This window comes from Bacillus marasmi, from assembly GCF_902168435.1.
In the GTDB taxonomy this organism is placed as follows: domain Bacteria; phylum Bacillota; class Bacilli; order Bacillales; family Cytobacillaceae; genus Bacillus_BU; species Bacillus_BU marasmi.
Genome location: NZ_LR656183.1, coordinates 34,527 through 52,530, shown reverse-complemented (window position 1 = coordinate 52,530; position 18,004 = coordinate 34,527). Strand labels below are relative to the sequence as shown.

15 protein-coding genes, 1 tRNA gene, 1 rRNA gene and 1 pseudogene are annotated in these 18,004 nt (G+C 38.8%); 1 reads left to right on the top strand and 17 read right to left on the bottom strand.

Annotation, left to right across the window (positions count from 1 at the left end):
* The 17 genes and pseudogenes from FXW34_RS20410 to spoIIE form a co-directional block, all read right to left on the bottom strand.
* Window positions 1-131: ribosomal RNA gene (locus tag FXW34_RS20410) — 16S ribosomal RNA — on the bottom strand; the annotation flags it as partial.
* Between the two features lie 411 nt (window positions 132-542).
* Entirely contained in the window at window positions 543-2,027 is a 1,485-nt protein-coding gene (lysS, locus tag FXW34_RS20405; protein ID WP_147535901.1) for a lysine--tRNA ligase, read from the bottom strand.
* A gap of 209 nt (window positions 2,028-2,236) precedes the next feature.
* Window positions 2,237-3,241, bottom strand: a complete 1,005-nt coding sequence (gene dusB / locus FXW34_RS20400; RefSeq protein ID WP_147535900.1) for a tRNA dihydrouridine synthase DusB — start codon at window positions 3,239-3,241, stop codon at window positions 2,237-2,239.
* 49 nt (window positions 3,242-3,290) lie between these two features.
* On the bottom strand, window positions 3,291-3,503 hold the full coding sequence (locus tag FXW34_RS20395) for a helix-turn-helix domain-containing protein (protein WP_147535899.1): 213 nt from the start codon (window positions 3,501-3,503) through the stop codon (window positions 3,291-3,293).
* Entirely contained in the window at window positions 3,455-3,985 is a 531-nt protein-coding gene (folK, locus tag FXW34_RS20390; RefSeq protein WP_147535898.1) for a 2-amino-4-hydroxy-6-hydroxymethyldihydropteridine diphosphokinase, read from the bottom strand. Before folK ends, FXW34_RS20395 begins: the two co-directional genes overlap by 49 nt.
* A gap of 1 nt (window position 3,986) precedes the next feature.
* Window positions 3,987-4,346: a dihydroneopterin aldolase gene (gene folB, locus FXW34_RS20385; RefSeq protein ID WP_147535897.1), complete on the bottom strand. Its 360-nt coding sequence runs from the start codon at window positions 4,344-4,346 to the stop codon at window positions 3,987-3,989.
* The gene (gene folP, locus FXW34_RS20380) at window positions 4,333-5,112 is read right to left on the bottom strand and encodes a dihydropteroate synthase (protein WP_147535904.1); all 780 of its coding nucleotides are present in this window, start codon (window positions 5,110-5,112) and stop codon (window positions 4,333-4,335) included. Before folP ends, folB begins: the two co-directional genes overlap by 14 nt.
* A 269-nt stretch (window positions 5,113-5,381) precedes the next feature.
* Window positions 5,382-6,308, bottom strand: coding sequence for a cysteine synthase A (gene cysK / locus FXW34_RS20375; protein ID WP_147535896.1), 927 nt, complete (start codon window positions 6,306-6,308; stop codon window positions 5,382-5,384).
* Between the two features lie 186 nt (window positions 6,309-6,494).
* Window positions 6,495-7,364: a peptidyl-prolyl cis-trans isomerase gene (locus tag FXW34_RS20370; RefSeq protein WP_147535895.1), complete on the bottom strand. Its 870-nt coding sequence runs from the start codon at window positions 7,362-7,364 to the stop codon at window positions 6,495-6,497.
* A 24-nt stretch (window positions 7,365-7,388) separates the two neighbouring features.
* Window positions 7,389-8,267, bottom strand: a complete 879-nt coding sequence (hslO, locus tag FXW34_RS20365; protein WP_147535894.1) for an Hsp33 family molecular chaperone HslO — start codon at window positions 8,265-8,267, stop codon at window positions 7,389-7,391.
* Window positions 8,268-8,294: 27 nt separating this feature from the next.
* Window positions 8,295-9,074, bottom strand: a complete 780-nt coding sequence (locus FXW34_RS20360; protein ID WP_147535893.1) for a type III pantothenate kinase — start codon at window positions 9,072-9,074, stop codon at window positions 8,295-8,297.
* Window positions 9,075-9,176: 102 nt separating this feature from the next.
* Entirely contained in the window at window positions 9,177-11,120 is a 1,944-nt protein-coding gene (ftsH, locus tag FXW34_RS20355) for an ATP-dependent zinc metalloprotease FtsH (protein WP_147535892.1), read from the bottom strand.
* Between the two features lie 134 nt (window positions 11,121-11,254).
* Complete coding sequence (gene hpt / locus FXW34_RS23490; RefSeq protein ID WP_246141239.1) at window positions 11,255-11,800, bottom strand: hypoxanthine phosphoribosyltransferase; 546 nt, start codon at window positions 11,798-11,800, stop codon at window positions 11,255-11,257.
* 138 nt (window positions 11,801-11,938) lie between these two features.
* Window positions 11,939-13,207 (bottom strand): annotated as a pseudogene (tilS, locus tag FXW34_RS20350) (tRNA lysidine(34) synthetase TilS); the annotation flags it as partial.
* Window positions 13,208-13,360: 153 nt separating this feature from the next.
* A complete protein-coding gene (locus tag FXW34_RS20345) occupies window positions 13,361-14,338 on the bottom strand; it encodes a protein kinase domain-containing protein (protein ID WP_147535903.1) in 978 nt (325 codons plus the stop codon).
* Window positions 14,307-15,044 carry a VWA domain-containing protein gene (locus tag FXW34_RS20340; protein ID WP_147535890.1) on the bottom strand — a complete coding sequence of 246 codons (738 nt, stop codon included), beginning with the start codon at window positions 15,042-15,044 and terminating at the stop codon, window positions 14,307-14,309. Before FXW34_RS20340 ends, FXW34_RS20345 begins: the two co-directional genes overlap by 32 nt.
* 91 nt (window positions 15,045-15,135) lie before the next feature.
* Window positions 15,136-17,610 carry a stage II sporulation protein E gene (gene spoIIE, locus FXW34_RS20335; RefSeq protein WP_147535889.1) on the bottom strand — a complete coding sequence of 825 codons (2,475 nt, stop codon included), beginning with the start codon at window positions 17,608-17,610 and terminating at the stop codon, window positions 15,136-15,138.
* Window positions 17,611-17,816: 206 nt separating this feature from the next.
* Between spoIIE and FXW34_RS20330 the strand changes: the two genes are divergently transcribed.
* Window positions 17,817-17,890, top strand: a tRNA-Met gene (locus FXW34_RS20330).
* Window positions 17,891-18,004: the final 114 nt, after the last annotated feature.

The following is an 18,004-nucleotide window of genomic DNA, read 5'->3' as shown; positions in this document are numbered from 1 at the left end:
CAGGTTGCCCACGTGTTACTCACCCGTCCGCCGCTGACTATCGGGAGCAAGCTCCCTCAAGTCCGCTCGACTTGCATGTATTAGGCACGCCGCCAGCGTTCGTCCTGAGCCAGGATCAAACTCTCCAAGAAAGTTGATTTAGCTCATAAAGTTACGTTGGCTAGTGTTCATAACCGAAGTCAGATACACTAAAATTTGTTTATTGTTGACGTTTGTTTGTTTAGTTTTCAAAGAGCAATTTTTATCACTTCTCAAAAGCGACTTTTTAATATTAACAGATTGTTAATGTTGCGTCAACATCTTTTTGAAATTATTTTTTCAAAATGTTTCTTTGTTGTGGCAACAGATAATAATATACCACCATTATATAATTGTTGCAATACGTTTTTGTCACTTTTTTGTACAAACGAAAAAGACGGAATTTTTAAACTATTATTATAGTTACATTCAATGAATCTCTCCTATCTGAGAATAATAACGTAACACGAAAAATTTCTAAAAAACCAAAAAAGCAGACCCCAAAATGGGTCTGCTTCAAAATATTAGCGATGACGCATTAATGGGAATAATAAAACGTCACGGATTGATGGAGAATTAGTTAATAGCATTACTAGACGGTCAATGCCGATTCCTAATCCGCCTGTTGGAGGCATACCATATTCTAACGCCTCTACAAAGTCATCATCCATTAAATGAGCTTCATCATTACCTTGTTCACGCTCTTTTAGCTGTGCTTCAAATCTTTCTCTTTGATCAATAGGGTCATTTAACTCTGTAAATGCATTTGCATGCTCACGCGCAACAATAAATAATTCGAAACGATCTGTGAAGCGTGGATCTTCATCATTCTTTTTAGCAAGAGGTGAAATTTCCACAGGATGTCCGAATACGAAAGTTGGCTGAATTAATGTTTCTTCTACTTTTTGCTCGAAGAATTCATTAACAATATGACCGTATGTCATATGTTCATTAATTTCAACACCATGCTCTTTAGCTAGTTCTCGGGCTTCCTCTGTGGTCATTTCTTTCCAGAAGTCTGCACCAGTCGCTTCTTTAATTGCATCTACCATGTGGACTCTCTTCCACTCAGGCTTAAGATCCACTTGATAGTCACCGTATTGAACTGTTGTTGTACCTAGCACTTCTTGCGCAACGTGCGCAATCACATTTTCGGTTAAACTCATGATATCTCGGTAATCTGCGTATGCTTCATACAATTCAATCATCGTGAATTCAGGATTATGGCGAGTTGAAACTCCTTCGTTACGGAAAACTCGACCAATTTCATAAACCTTCTCTAATCCACCTACGATGAGGCGTTTTAAATGAAGCTCAATCGCAATACGCATGTATAAAGGCATGTCCAACGCATTATGATGCGTGATGAACGGACGAGCAGATGCTCCACCAGCGATAGCATGCATCATTGGTGTTTCAACCTCTAAGTAGCCATGGCTATCCAAATAACGGCGCATTGATTGGATGATTAATGATCTTGTAATAAAAGTGCTTTTACTTTCTGGACTCATAATCAAATCCAAGTAACGTTGACGATAGCGTTGTTCAATATCCTTTAAGCCATGGAATTTATCAGGTAAAGGACGTAGCGCTTTTGTTAATAAGGTAAACTCTTTTACCTTAACAGAAAGCTCACCTACTTTTGTTTTAAAAAGTGTTCCAGAAACTCCGACGATATCTCCTAAGTCGGAAGTGTCGAATAGTTCATATTGTTCTTCACCGACTGCATCTTTTCTTACATATAATTGAATTTGCCCGGTTAAGTCTTGAATATGAGCAAATCCAGCTTTACCTTTTCCGCGCTTTGTCATAATCCGTCCAGCAATGGTTACATTTATGTCCTGTTGCTCGATTTCTTCTTTTTCTAACTCTCCGTATTGATTAATAAGTTCTTGAGTGTTATTAGAGCGTTCAAAACGTTTACCGAAAGGATCAAGTCCTTTTTCACGTAATTGATTCATTTTTTCGCGCCGAACCCTCAATTGGTCGTTTAATTCTTCCTGACTCATCTGATTGATCACTCCATTTATATTAACTTTTATGTCAGCCATTGGCGTTTTGCACTTATCCGTTTTTTTGCATACTATATTATTTTACACAATCTTTGCTATTCAGACATCAAAAATGTATTTTAAATACAAATAAACTGCCAGTTTTATACTGGCAGTTTATTTATTTAACAAAGGTATTATAGGAAAAGTTGTATACAAAGTCAAACTTATACGACTTGTGATGCATCAAGATCTTCAATAATTTCAATATCTTCAACTAGTCCATATAATAGATTTACTAATTCTGCTCTTGTATTACATTCGTTAATTGCATTGCGAACTCTAGCATTTCCTTTGATTCCTTTTAAGTACCATGCTGCGTGCTTTCGCATTTCGCGGACGCCGATTTTTTCATTTTTTAAGGCAATCAATCGATCAAGGTGAAGGACACAGACGTCAATTTTTTCACGAGGGGTTGGCTCACCAATCAGTTCACCAGATTCTAAGTATTTGACGGTACGATAAATCATCCACGGATTACCTAGTGCTGCTCGACCAATCATAACTCCATCACAACCGGTCTCCTCAAGCATTTGTTTCGCATCCTGGGGAGAATTTACATCTCCATTTCCGATTATCGGAATATTGACCGCTTGTTTAACTTGACGAATAATATCCCAATCAGCCTTACCTTCATACATTTGATAGCGTGTCCGACCATGCAACGCAACAGCTTGACCTCCAGCTCTCTCAACAGCTTGAGCATTTTGCACTGCATAAATATGAGCTGGATCCCAGCCCATCCGCATTTTGACGGTGACAGGCTTATCAACTGCATCGACAACAGCCGAGACCATTTCATAAATTTTTTCTGGATCGAGGAGCCATTTAGCACCTGCATCTACTTTTGTAATTTTCGGAACGGGGCAACCCATATTAATATCAATGATGTCGGCATTTGTATGCTTATCAACAAATTGTGCCGCTTCTACAAGCGTCTTCTTTTCTCCTCCAAAAATTTGAAGGCTAAGTGGTTTTTCTTGCTCATCTATATAAAGCATATTCAGAGTTTTCTCGTTTTTATAGACGATGCCTTTATCACTTACCATTTCTGCACAAACTAAACCTGCACCAAACTCTTTCACAGTGAGACGAAAAGCAACATTACAAACTCCCGCCATCGGTGCAAGAACAACTGGATTCTTCATTTCGATGTTTCCGATTTTTAACAAACAAGCTACCCCTTTCTTCTAAGGTGCCTAAACTTATGTCCAATATTAATTAAAGTTCATCTGGTGGTGTTAGTTCGACGACGTCAATTTGCAGGATACCTGCAACTTCTTCAAGAAATTCTTGTGTTGGAATTCGATTGCCTCTTTCGATTTCCCCCAAAATCGATACAGACACACCGACTTTTTTTGCAAAATTCTCTTGCGTAAAACCTTTCAGCTTTCGAAAAGCGCGAATACGTCTTCCCCATTTATCCGCTTCCATATCCGTACTCCTTCTTTATCAGGTAGATTCTCTACCCATAATTTCAAAGGTTTCTCTATCTTCGGTACGTGGATGTGTTGGTTGATTTCTAAGAGAGGTATTAATACAAATGCTCTTTGATGCATCCGAGGATGAGGAACTATTAACTCTTCTGTTTCAATATTTTCATGATTATACATTAGAATGTCAAGGTCTAATGTTCTTGGCCCCCACTTTATTTCCCTAATTCTGCCAAGGTCGTTTTCGATTTTTAAACATAACTTTAGCAGTTCCATTGCGGAAAGTCCAGTTTCTACTTGGATGACCATATTTAAAAACGAGCTTTGATCAACATATCCTACAGGATCAGTTTCATAGACAGATGAAATATTTACCACTTCAATATCTTCTTCATTTTTCAAAGCTCTAATAGCTAGTTTCAGGTTATCAAATCGATTACCGAGGTTTGATCCTAGGGCTAAATAAGCTATATTCTTCCCCAATTTATCTGCTCCTTTTTATTTCAACCGCAACATGCTGGTAATGACCAGGAATAGGCGGGTCAGGTTTGATAACTTTTACAATGCACTCTTTTATCGAGGAATAGCCATTCAATATATTGCTGGCAATCTTTTCAGCAATAGCTTCAATTAGTTTAAATGGAGATCCCTCAACCACCTTTTGACAAATAAAAAATAACTCAGCGTAATTAATTGAATCCTCAAGATTGTCCGTTTGCCCAGCCTTGCTTAAGTCAGTATAAACGGTTAAATCTACGATAAAACGTTGCCCAAGTTTATTTTCCTCTGGAAATACTCCATGATAACCGAAGAATTCCATTTGTTTTAATTCAATTTTGTCCACTATACTCCCCCTTCTCTAATAGCGCATCCATCATTTTGGCAGTTCTGGCTATTTCCTTTACGTCATGAACTCGAACTATTTGGCAGCCCTTTTGGATTCCGTAGCAAACAGTTGCAGCAGTACCTTCTAATCGTTCACTAGGCGGTAAGTTTAAGACATTACCAATCATAGATTTACGGGAAGTTCCTAATAAAACGGGATAACCTAAAGCTACTATCTTGTCCAAGTTCCTCATAGTTTCCAGATTCTGTTCAAGATCTCGTGCGAAGCCGATACCAGGGTCGAGGATAATATTTTCAGCCTTAACACCTGCCTGTTTGACCTTCAAAATACTCTCATATAAGTCCCCAAGGACATCTCGCATGAATACTTGATAATCACGTTCGGGACGATTGTGCATGAGAATAATTGGGACATTCAATTCAGCTGCCACAGCTGCCATATTTGGGTCTGCCTTAGCTCCCCATATATCATTAATAATTTGCGCCCCAGCAAGAATCGCTTGTCGAGCTACCTCTGCTTTATATGTATCAATTGATATGGGAACTTGAACATTTTCAGCAAGTGCCTTAATAACTGGGATTACACGGTTAAGTTCCTCTTCAACTGATATTTGTTCGTAGCCAGGACGGGTCGATTCTCCACCAACATCAATGATATCTGCTCCCTCATCAACCATCCTCATTGCATGTTGAACTGCTAGATCTATTTGATCAAAACGTCCTCCATCTGAGAAAGAATCTGGAGTCACATTTAAAATCCCCATAATTAATGTCTTTTTTCCATAGTCAAGAGTGTAGGGGCCACACTGAATGATTTTTTTTGGTCCTTTTTCCAATTCATTTTCCTCCTGTAATGACCGACCATTGTTCCGAGTAGGGATACTTTCTTTACTTTCCTACTCTTATTCTACATGATTTTACAATATTTTTCATATATCCAAATAAAGACCGTGATGCGTTGTAAGAATATTCTTGATTTTCCCCATTAAAAAAAGGCAGCAGCCTAAGCTTCTGCCTCTATTTATCATTCAAATTAATCTTCAAATTGATAAAGTGGTGTACTGAAATAGCGCTCCCCATTATCTGGAATAATCGCTAAAACCTTTTTACCTTTTCCTAGCTCTTTCGCAATTTTAAGCGCGGAGTAAATTGCTGCTCCACCAGAAACACCTGCAAGAATTCCCTCTTTGCTAGCAGTATTACGAGCTGCTTCATATGCTTGTTCTGTAGATACTTGGATAACTTCATCATAGATATCTGTGTTTAATACTTTTGGTACGAAACCTGCTCCGATACCTTGGATTTTGTGTGGACCTGGTTTTCCACCTGACAATACTGGTGAATCAGAAGGTTCTACTGCATATACTTTAACTCCTGGAATTTCTTCACGAAGAACTTGACCGACACCAGTAATCGTGCCACCTGTTCCGATACCTGCGATAAATGCGTCTAATTGTCCCCCAACTTGTTCAACAATTTCTTTTGCTGTTGTATTTTTATGAACCTCTGGATTAGCAAAGTTGTTAAATTGTTGTGGAACGAAGTAGCCATTTTCTTTAGCTAACTCTTCCGCTTTGCGAATTGCTCCACCCATTCCTTCTGGTCCTGGAGTTAATACTAATTCCGCACCATATGCACGTAGTAAATTACGACGCTCCAAGCTCATTGTTTCAGGCATTACCAAGATTGCACGATAGCCTTTGGCAGCTGCGATCATCGCTAAACCAATTCCTGTGTTACCACTTGTCGGCTCGATGATAGTCGCTCCTGGTTTTAAAGCACCTTCTGCTTCTGCTGCTTCGATCATCGCTAAAGCGATACGGTCTTTTACACTGCTTCCTGGATTAAAATATTCTAATTTCAAATAAACATCTGCGCTGTTTTCATCTAATACACGATTTAATTTTACGATTGGCGTTTGCCCAACTAATTCTGCAACTGAGTTTGCTACACGTACCATTTCTCTCCACCTCTTAATCCGAGTATTTTTATAGGTTTAATTAAATCCTACCAACTTACTAAGTAATTGTCAATCATTTTTGAGAGAAAAATTAAAAAATTTATCTAGTCGGCCTCATTCATCAAAAAATGGGTATTAAAAAGGGTATTTGTTTATAAAACAGATACCCTTTTTTAGCCATCTTTATTAATTTTCCTTATTTCCGTAAAACCATTCAACTTTTGCTTCATCCCAAAACACGTCAGCGTTTAACCTCATCCCCATTTGTTCCAAGGCGAGCTGACGTCTAATTTGGTTTTTAACCTCTTTAAAGTCATAATTTCTTTCTGAAATTTTTTCCTTTAGCAGAAAAATAGCATATCCCTCTTCTGTTTTAATTGGCTCAGTCCATTTCCCCGGTGATAATTTCTTAATTTTCACGAGGATATCAGGGGAAACCCGCTCCTCATTCTCACTAACAAAACCAATATCTCCACCTTGGTTGGCAGAAAAATCATCAATTGATTTTTCCATTGCCAAGACTTCAAAACTTGAATCCTGCTCTAATTCCTGTATTGTCCTTAACGCTTCTTTTTTAGTTTTAACTATAATTTGCGAAAGATGATAGGCATTAGGAATCGAGAACTGCTTTTTGTTTCCTTCATAATAGTTCATTAAATCCTTATTGGGGATTGCAACATCCTTCGTAAGAATCTCCTCAAGCAGTAGATTAAGTTTAATCTGCTCTTTCAGCTTTTCCTTATTTTTCTGCTGATTTTCCATATAGGAAGTTGTCCTAACAAATAATAGCTCGCGCTCAACTTCCTTATCACTTACGGTAATATTATACTTTTGGGCAATTTGTTTAATTACTTTTTGATCAACTAAATCCTTTAGAACACTCTCACCGTACCTTGCTTCCATTTCATTGAGCCATTCCTGACGCGTAATATCTTCCTTCCCAATGGAAGCGACAGATTCACCAGAATCAGTTGAGCGATACAGAAAATAGGCAATGGTAGCGATGTTGAATACTACTAGACAGGCAATTATGATAAGAAAATGCTGTTTTTTCACATTTCTTCCTCCACTGCTTCTCCTTTATTGTGCCTCTTTATGTAATTCAGTTAATTCCTCTTTTGTAAATAAATAATATTCATTACAAAAATGACAATGCACTTCTGCTTGTCCATCTTCGTCAATCATATCTTCGATTTCCTTTTTTCCTAAACCAATAATGGCCGTTGCAAATCGGTCTTTTGAACAATTACATGAGAACTTAACCGGAAGAGTTTCAAGGAATTGAACATTTCCTTTACCCAACACTTCCTCTAATAGTTCTTCAGGAGTTAACCCTTTTTCAATAAGACTTGAGACTGGCGAAATGTTTTTGAGACTTTCCTCGATTTTTGAAATCGTTTGATCATCTGTATCCGGCATCAGCTGGATTATAAAGCCACCTGCGGCTAGGATTGAGTTGTCCGGATTAACCAATACGCCAACACCTACAGACGATGGCACCTGCTCAGAGGAGGCGAAATAATAAGTGAAGTCCTCGCCTAATTCACCTGAAATGAGCGGTACCTGACCGGAGAAAAAGTCACGCATACCAAGATCCTTTACCACTGAAAGCATTCCATCACGGCCAACCGCTTTACCTACATTTAATTTACCTTGATCATTATTTTCAAAGTGTATATGAGGATTGGTGACATAGCCACGTACTTCGCCTTTTGTATTGCTGTCAACTAAAATCGGCCCAATCGGACCGCCACCTTCAATTTTTATCGTGAGTTTTGCGTCACCCTTTAACATCGCACCCATCATGGCACCAGCTGACAATGTTCTACCCAAAGCGGCAGAGGCAATCGGCCATGTATGGTGACGCTTTTGTGCCTCACTGACCGTTTCAGTCGACCTTACTGCATAAGCTCTGATTTGACCATCAAAGGCTAATGCTTTGACTAAATAATCATTCATGCTTTTGCTCCTTTCTTGATAGCAAGCTTATCTCTTTATATTTTCCATATTACGTTTATAAATAAGCTTTAAACCCTTTAAAGTGAGGTAAGGGTCGACCACATCGATTACTTTGGATTCCTCAGCAATTAACGTCGCCAAACCTCCAGTAGCAATTACTTTTGCCGGCACTGGGCTTTGATCCTTCATTCTTTGGACAATACCTTCAACTTGACCAACATATCCATACAAAATACCAGCCTGCATTGCTGCGACGGTATTCTTACCGATGACATGTTCAGGGCGCACGATTTCAATGCGCGGTAATTTAGCCGCTCTTGAATAAAGCGCTTCGGTAGATATACCAATCCCCGGTGCAATCGCCCCGCCCATATATTGACTATGTTCATTCACATAACAATATGTAGTAGCGGTACCAAAATCAACAATAATGAGCGGACTTCCATATTCGTGAATGGCAGCGACAGCATTGACGATTCGATCTGCACCAACCTCACGTGGGTTCTCATATTTAATATTGAGTCCTGTTTTAATTCCAGGCCCAACTACGACGGGCTTTACATGGAAATACTTATTGCACATTCTTTCCAAAGCAAACATAATTGGAGGAACTACGGAAGAAATGATGATACCGTTAATCTCTGAAAAGGATAACTTAGCATGATCAAATAATTGCTTCACTACCATTCCATATTCATCTTCAGTTCTATTTCGATTCGTTTCGATTCTCCAATGGTGTTTTAGTTCATCATTGTCATAAACACCCAAAACGATATTCGTATTGCCAACGTCAAAAACAAAAATCACCGCACTCACCACTTTACTATTAATTTTATCTATTTTGCATCATATCACATTAGGGATTAATCGTGAAAAAAAAGGCGCTCGCTTTGAGCGCCTTCCTAGTTGTTAATCAACTTTATTGTTTGGATCTTCATCCTTCTTAGAAGAATCCTCTTGCTTTGAAGAGATGTTTACAATCACATCATCTAAGCTTGGTGTTTCATTGTTGGAAGAGCTGACTTTACGATCAGGTAATGTGCCGTGATCCTTTAGACTCATAATTTGTTCAGCATCTAAAGTTTCAACTTCCAATAGTGTATTGGCAATAAGATTCAATAAATCACGATTCTCTGTTAAAATCTTCCGTGCATTTTCATAGCAATCTTTAACGAAACGTTGCATTTCAAGATCGATTTCATATGCAATGGCATCAGAATAATTTTGTTCATTTCCAATATCTCTGCCTAAGAATACTTGACCTTGGGCTTGACCAAATTGCATCGGTCCAAGCTTATCACTCATCCCGTATTCTGTGATCATTTTACGCGCAATTCCAGTTGCACGCTGGAAGTCATTGTGAGCGCCGGTACTTACTTCACCGAATACGATTTCTTCAGCAACACGGCCACCGAGTAAACCTGTAATTTTATCTAATAATTCAGGCTTTGTCATGAAATAGCGATCTTCTCTTGGAAGCATAACAGCATAACCGCCTGCTTGGCCACGAGGGACAATTGTAACTTTGTGAACCATATCAGCTTGGTCCAGAATTAGACCAATTACTGTATGACCTGCTTCATGGAAAGCAACAATGTTTCGCTCTTTTTTAGAGATAACACGGCTCTTTTTCGCTGGTCCAGCGATAACACGGTCGGTTGCTTCATCAATATCTAACATATCAACTTTTTTCTTATTGCGTCTTGCTGCTATTAACGCAGCTTCATTTAATAGGTTTTCTAAATCTGCACCTGAGAATCCAGGCGTTCTGGTCGCAATCGCTCGAAGATTAACTGAATCATCTAGCGGTTTATTGCGGGCATGTACTTTCAGAACTGCTTCACGTCCGTTTACATCCGGACGGTCAACGGTAATTTGACGGTCAAAACGACCTGGTCTTAATAGTGCTGGGTCTAAAATATCTGGGCGGTTTGTTGCCGCAACAATTATGATACCTTCGTTAGCTCCGAAACCATCCATCTCAACGAGTAATTGGTTTAGCGTTTGTTCACGTTCATCATGTCCGCCACCTAAACCAGCGCCACGTTGACGTCCAACCGCATCAATTTCGTCAATAAAAATAATACATGGGGAGTTCTTCTTCGCTGTTTCAAACAAGTCACGAACACGGGATGCCCCTACCCCAACGAACATCTCTACGAAGTCAGAACCACTGATTGAGAAGAATGGTACGCCAGCTTCTCCAGCAACCGCTCTTGCCAATAAGGTTTTACCTGTTCCTGGAGGACCAACTAACAGAACGCCTTTAGGAATTCGTGCTCCAAGTTCTGCGAATTTGCGTGGATCCTTTAAGAATTCAACCACTTCTACTAATTCTTGCTTTTCTTCATCCGCTCCTGCTACATCCTTGAAGCGAACCTTTTTCTTTTCATCATTGTAAAGCTTGGCTTTACTTTTACCAAAGTTCATTACACGGCTGCCGCCACCTTGAGCTTGGTTTAATAAGAAGAAAAAGAGAATAAAGATAATGATAAAAGGAATAATCGATGTAAAAAATGTTACCCAACCACTTGTTTCCTTAGCTGGCAACACTTCAACCTCTGCTTTAGCTGCTGCTTTTTGGATTTGGGACAATGATTCCTCACTGTTCCAAACGTAAGTTAAGAAAAACTTACCTTCTTCATAATTTTTCAACTGACCACGGACTTGATAAACACCGCGTTCAGGTTGTAATGTAAGTGTAGTAACCTGACCATCTTCCAGATGTTGGATAAACTTATCGTATGTTATATTTTCTGTTGGCTCGTTATTACCGTTAAAGAAGCTAACTACGCCAATTATGACTAAGAATATTAATAAATAAAAGATGGTATTTCGGAAGATCCGATTCATCCCTTACCTCCTCCCTACTGAACAAACTATACTAAATACTATCATAAAAAAATGCGCTATTACAAGGAATTGACCTTGTCTGTCTTACAATGTACGTTCATGAATTAACGGCCATCCCGTTCCTTATTTTTCACTTATTTGTTATTGGTGTATACCTCAGGTTTTAAAACCCCAATATATGGAAGGTTGCGATACTTTTCAGCATAATCTAGACCATACCCTACAACAAAAGCATCTGGTACGACAAACCCTACATAATCTGCATGAAGGTCTGCTTTACGTCCAGTTGGTTTATCAAGCAAGGTCACAATTTTAATCGACTTTGCTTTGCGATATCGGAATAGCTCAACTAGGTAGCTTAAAGTTAAACCGCTATCGATAATATCTTCAATAATCAAGATATTTCGCCCTTCAACAGAAGTATCGAGGTCCTTTAAAATTTTCACTTCCCCAGAAGATACGGTTGAATTTCCATAGCTGGATACATCCATAAAATCCATTTCCAAATAGGTGTCGATTCGTTTTAACAAATCGCCCATAAATGGCATAGCTCCCTTTAAAACCCCAATCGCCAAAGGAAATTTATCTTGGTATTCCTCAGTCAATTGATGTGCAAGATCCTTAATTTTCGTTTGGATCTCTTCTTCTGTGATCAATACCTTTTCAATATCTCTTTTCATTACTAGATGCCCCCTAGAAGAATCATTGCTATTATATATTAATTGTATAGTGCCGGTTTCAACAGTTCCCGTAGCATCATATTTGGATTTTTTTAGTCCGGGCAGCCACAGAATATTATCTTTACTGTCTGTAACAACGGGCCATTGATTCCGCATATGAATCGGGATTTTTTGGTCAATAAAGATATCTTTTATCTTTTTCGTACCAGACATACCCTTTATCCTCATTTTGTCACCATTTTTCCGGGTACGAATCACGAGAGGCAAGTTAATTTGCTGTGGATTCAGCGAGAAAGAAAAATGATCAGGCTTGCACATCTTGTCCTGATTAAAGTTGATAGATAGTGTTTGTCCATTTGGTAGCTCAATTGTTTGAGTATCAAGTATTTCGTAGTGATAGGTTTCTACGCATTTTTCTTTAAATTGGAAAATAATGACGTCATATGCGCGGGTCACCGAAAGCTTTTCAGGTAAATCGAGTTTTCCCGATGGATGAGTATGTGTAATAAGGCTAAAAATTTGATCAGTATGTATATTCGATAGAAGTTCAAGCCTTTCTTGATAAAGATATTTTAATATTAGTTGAATCCCTCTCCGTTGTAAAGGCATTGGCATTGTTGAAAACATTTTAATGTCAAGAGTTATTTTTCCCTGTTCTTTTTTCATTACTGTATTCATTTTTTGAAGCGTTAATTCCTGCAGAAATTCCTCATCACTTTGGATTTCTTCGCTATACCGCTGAAAATGATTGTGTACTTGGGGATTTTCTCTCTTTAAAAAAGGGAGTATATGCTTTCGAAATCGATTACGGCTATAAATGTCCTTATGATTGCTAGGATCGCGTCTTGGCTCAAGCTGATTCCTTTGGCAGTACATTTCAATTTCATCACGATTTACGCATAAAAACGGTCGGATGATATGACCTTGATTGAATGGACGTTTAAATAAAATACCAGCTCTAGCCATCCCGGTACTTCCACGTGTTAGTCTCATTAATATGGTTTCCATTTGGTCATCACCATGGTGACCGAGCGCCAAAAAGTCTGACTGATAAGTCTCCATTACTTGCTGATAGAATTGGTATCGACATTCTCTGGAAGCAACCTGGGCATTCTTGTTTGTGTTGGAAATAATAGCAGGGACATCAATATGCTTTATTTCACACGGAATACCCAACCTTTCGCAATAATCTTCTACAAATTTCGCCTCCATATATGATTCGTTACCACGAAACATATGATCAACATGGGCGGCCACAATTGCTAAATTCCAAATTTTACGACGCGACCATAAAAAATGGAGCAATGCTAACGAATCTGGACCACCCGAAACTCCTACAATCACTCCCTTATTTGTTAAGTCAATTCCTTGGTGTTTGAGAAAGAGGTCCACCTTATTTTCTAACATGATAATCTTCCTTATTATTATTGTTAATAAAAGCTTATCACTTTTCCTTAAGCAGTACCAAAACATTACCTCTATTTGCCAGGTTTTTATTAAATTACTTAATCTTATTACATACGAATGAAAATCAATTTGGTTTCAGCCTTTTCATTATTTTTACGGTAATAGCTGTCCAAAAATATAGACCGTATATAAAATGATAATAATCATCGTAATAACCATTGTTTCAATAAAATTACTCTTCTTTTTACGCTTTGTATAATGGCTTCTACTTGTATTTGTGTGTGGGTTACGTGCTTTGTTTGGAGCTTGCCGAGTTTGATTAGGGACGCGATTTAGCGCATTCAACATCTCCGTTCGCATCTGCCCAGCTGAAGTGTAATTTCCTTGTAATGCGTTTAGTAACACTCCCTCTATTTTCTTTAATTCACTTTTTTGGCGAATCATTTCCTTTAATTGGATAATCCCGCCGCTCGTTTTGTTGAATCGCTTTGGATAAACCGTGTTTAAGATGATCATTGCAACCGCAAACAGGTCATAGCTTGGGTCAGCTTTTCTGCTTCCCATACCCCAAAAGCCTCGGTCAAAAAACTCAGTAAACTCTTTGATTGCCCGCCCCTTAATCGTCGTTCCTCCGACATCGATGCAACGGATTTGCGGCGGGGGACCTGACACAATTAAATTCTCAGGCTTCAAATCTCCAAATACCCAACCATTTTGATGAAGTTGGTCCAAATCTGATAATAATTGCAAAATTAATACATTTGTCCACTCCTGACCTCTTTTTTGAATATAAGTCAAAAGGTCAGGCCCATCGATATATTCCATTACATAAAATGAAATATTACCAGTGCGTCTTACCCAATCATCAACATCAAGCAAAGAAGGTCCAAGGGTTGACCCCTGGACCTTAGCAAAGGATTTTAGCACATTCACTTCAGAAGTGATTGACATACTATTATCGCTCATTTTTAGTGCAACCTGCTTGTGATTGCTAGCTCGAGCTAGATAAACGATGCCATTCGCACCATTTCCTAGTTCTTTTATTATTGTATAACGGTTTCGATGCCATTTTCCTTCGATTATAGTTCCAGGATTTACTTTACACTGATTCTTCAAAGAATGATTCATCATCACGAGATAACAAACTCCTTAGTGAACGTTTTTTCTGGAAATAAGATAATGCCTCACGGATAGCCGGACCAGTCGGAGTAATTCCACCTGTTGTCAGCTTTGAAAAAACCTTCGTTAAGGCACTTAAATCCGGAGTCCAATCTAACAGCTTCTCGACTTCATTCTTTTTCCCAGGAAATACAAACACCGCAAACCGATTATCTCCAGATCTAGCATTCAAGCTAAGCGATAAATCTAATAATGCCTCTTTGACGGTAGGGAGCTTTTGTTTCATACTTGCACTTGTATCAACAAGAATTAGCACCTCTAATTTTGCAGTTTCACCGAGTTCATCAACAACTTCCATCACCTCGCCACGCTTTTCCGGCGGGAGGTCTTCAACTGTTTTTGCACCCCCAAGAATATGTTGAAGCTCCTTGTTAACTAATCCTTGAAGCGTTTGGGTCATCGCCTTTCTTGTCACCATTTGAACGGTTTGTGAAAGCTGAGTTGCATAAACAACTTGGCTAACCCCTTTACCCGCCATCGCAATATCTTCAATTTCGCGCATGCCTTTTTCGTCAATAATGTCTTGGTCCATTACCCCAATGACGTTAATTGTAACCCCTTGCTCATAAGCAAGTGCCGCCATTGCAACTGGATCTTCACCTTGATTTGAACAACCATCTGTTATGAGTAAAACCTGTCTTAAAGTTCCTGTCTTCACTTATTTCCCCTCCAGCATATAATTGCTAACATCATCGCCATGTAAAGAGAAATTTATACATATTTAACGGCCTCGGAGGGTAAGATAAGATTTATGCATTTTTTTGTTGTTTTGAAACAGGAATGGATGCCCATTTTGGCGTATTATGCTTAATTTTGGATACAACAATCGTCATATCATCATCTATTGAGCCACCTCTTGAACGAATCACCTCTTCGATAATTAAATCAGCGATTTGCTGTGGGTCATCTGTTTGTAATTCCTGCAATTTCCGCTTCATCCATAAATCATAATTTTCAACATGCTTCGGACCTTCAAATACCCCATCACTCATCATAATAAGCAAATCTCCAGCCTTTAATTGTTCGCCTACTACATCCACATCAAAGTCCTGAAAAATACCCATCGGTAAATTACTTGCTTGGATCTTCATTACCTTCTTGCCTCGTTTTATAAAACTAGGTGTCGAACTTATTTTCAAGAATTTTGCGGAAGCATTTTGCAGATCAATCATTGCTAAATCAAGTGTCGAAAAAATCTCGTCATTTGTCCGTAACGATAACACCGAGTTGACTGATTTAATCGCAACCTTTTCTTCAATTCCGGACTGAAGGATTTTTTGCAGCAAGCTGATGGTTTCCATGCTTTCAAAATGAGCCCTCTCTCCATTTCCCATCCCATCACTAATAGCAATCGCATATTTGCCTAGTCCAAGCTCAATGGTTGAATAGCTATCACCTGAAACAAAACCACCATCCTTTGCGGCGTGGGATACACCAGTTTCAACAACAAAAGCTTTAGCTGAGCCAAAGGTAACCTGGCAAAATCCATTTGGATAAGCTGAGCATTCTTCTGAATTCACAACAATTGTTTCACCAAGAATATCTGAGAGCATCGGCGCGACCAACTTTTCACATTCGCCATGACCGTTACAATACGGAATCGTCATATCAATATCGACATTTCCCTTAATTAAGCTATAAATTTCGACCTGTTCGACTTGTATACCAAATTCTTGTATTGCCTCTAATATTTGCTCCTCCTGTTTATAGTGGTTTTCTCTTTCGCGCTGTATTTCATTGGCGAAATTTTCCATTACCTCGGAAACACCTAATAGCTGCTCGGCTACTAATCTACGACTTTCTTGAACTTGTTTTTTTAGCTTTTGATTTGCCTGAAAGTAGGTAAGTTCCTGACCGATGGAATCAACCACCTTATTGGCCCTTGTACAATGCTTTTCCCATTCACGCATTGTTTTTGCTGATAAAACACTATCGTGATGATCCATTTCTCGCATAATATCACTCATATATTCGTAGGTAGTCTCAAAGTTCCTCGTCCAGCAATAATCCTTTTTAAAACATGTTTGACAGGTTTTTTCGGTAACATTGCTTAGAAAAAAGTCCAATTCTCGTTCCGAATCATCATAACGCTCATTTTCCTCATTTGTATTGAAGCTTTTTGACAAAGCCTGAAACACGCTGGAGAATTGGGAGACCTTAGAAGCTGTCACGTCGCGCATTTTCCTCATATATTGCTGCTGTTCTGCAGCGTATTCCGCTGTTCCAGGTATATGCCTGGCCAATCTTGTCGTAATCACTCTAGGTGTTATCAAAAATAATAATATTGCGGCTAATGATTCGTAGATAGTTTTCGATAATTCTCCGCCCCCTTCTCCATACATTCCTACTAATACGGTAGCAATTAATAGACCGATAGCCACACCAATTCTTTTGCCCTCTTTAAGGAGTCCACCTAATAATCCAGAAAATGCGAGTAGGCTCATTTGGAAGAAGCTAGTTACATTAGCGAGGCTTAGAATTAGGCCTGTGACAACTCCTACTGTGGAACCGACTGTTGCACCCGCTACAAATGAAAATAGTAATACTAAATATCTAGCAACAATATGCTCAATTGATAGATTATAAACAGCCCAGCCAATCGTTCCCGTCATGATTGAAGCCAGCATAATGATCATGCAAACAATTTCCTCTGTTTTTAACAGTTGCTTTCGCTTGTTCATCGTTATTAACGGAATGCTTTGTTGGAAAATCAAAGTTAAAATGCTGCCTAGACCCGCCTCAACCCCTGCCATCACCCCATCATAAACTGATAACCTTTGTTCGATGAATAATATTTGTAGTAGATTGCCAACTAAGAGGGTAAAGAACACAATGACAGGTACTACCTTTAAATCATTACTATTCCATTTATGAGTAATTCGGTAGATCAGTAAAAAAACACAAGCACATGCAAATGATAGGACGGAATCAGCAATCGTTATCGTTGCCGCGCCTGCAATAATTCCAATTAGCGCAAGCGGAGCTCGCTCTCGTTTCATCAAGTATACAGCTGCAAAAAATGGCAAACTGAATGGAGTTAGTTTCGATAAGATAAGAGCTCGTCCTAATAAAAACCCAATAAATAAGAGAATATAGCCTTTTTTAATAAAAAAGCTGTCTAGTTTTAATAGCATTTTATTCAATCCATTAGAGAATTCCATTTTTGGACTATTAAAATTAACTTCGCCAATTGGCTTAGTAAAATTTTGCTCTGTCTTAGCCATTAACCACACTCCCTTACGTTCATAATTATATTCATTATAAATAGATTATTTTCAGAATATTGTCACAATTACAAGGGGTATTCCAATTTTTTCTCGACTTAATTCCCTGTCTTTGTACAAAACAAGCATTTACCGACAGATTCAGCTAAAAAATTATTGACACTATAATGATTCGACTGTATTATATTTTTTGTGCTTAAATATTTGGCGGTGTAGCTCAGCTGGCTAGAGCGTACGGTTCATACCCGTAAGGTCGGGGGTTCGATCCCCTCCGCCGCTATAACGAAAAGCGGAGTTCGCTTGCTCAGCCCCGACAGGCATAAGACGAATCACGCAGGAGGCGTCAGCCTCTGGAGTGATTTGGCTTATGACCCCGAGGGGCTAGCGAACGGAG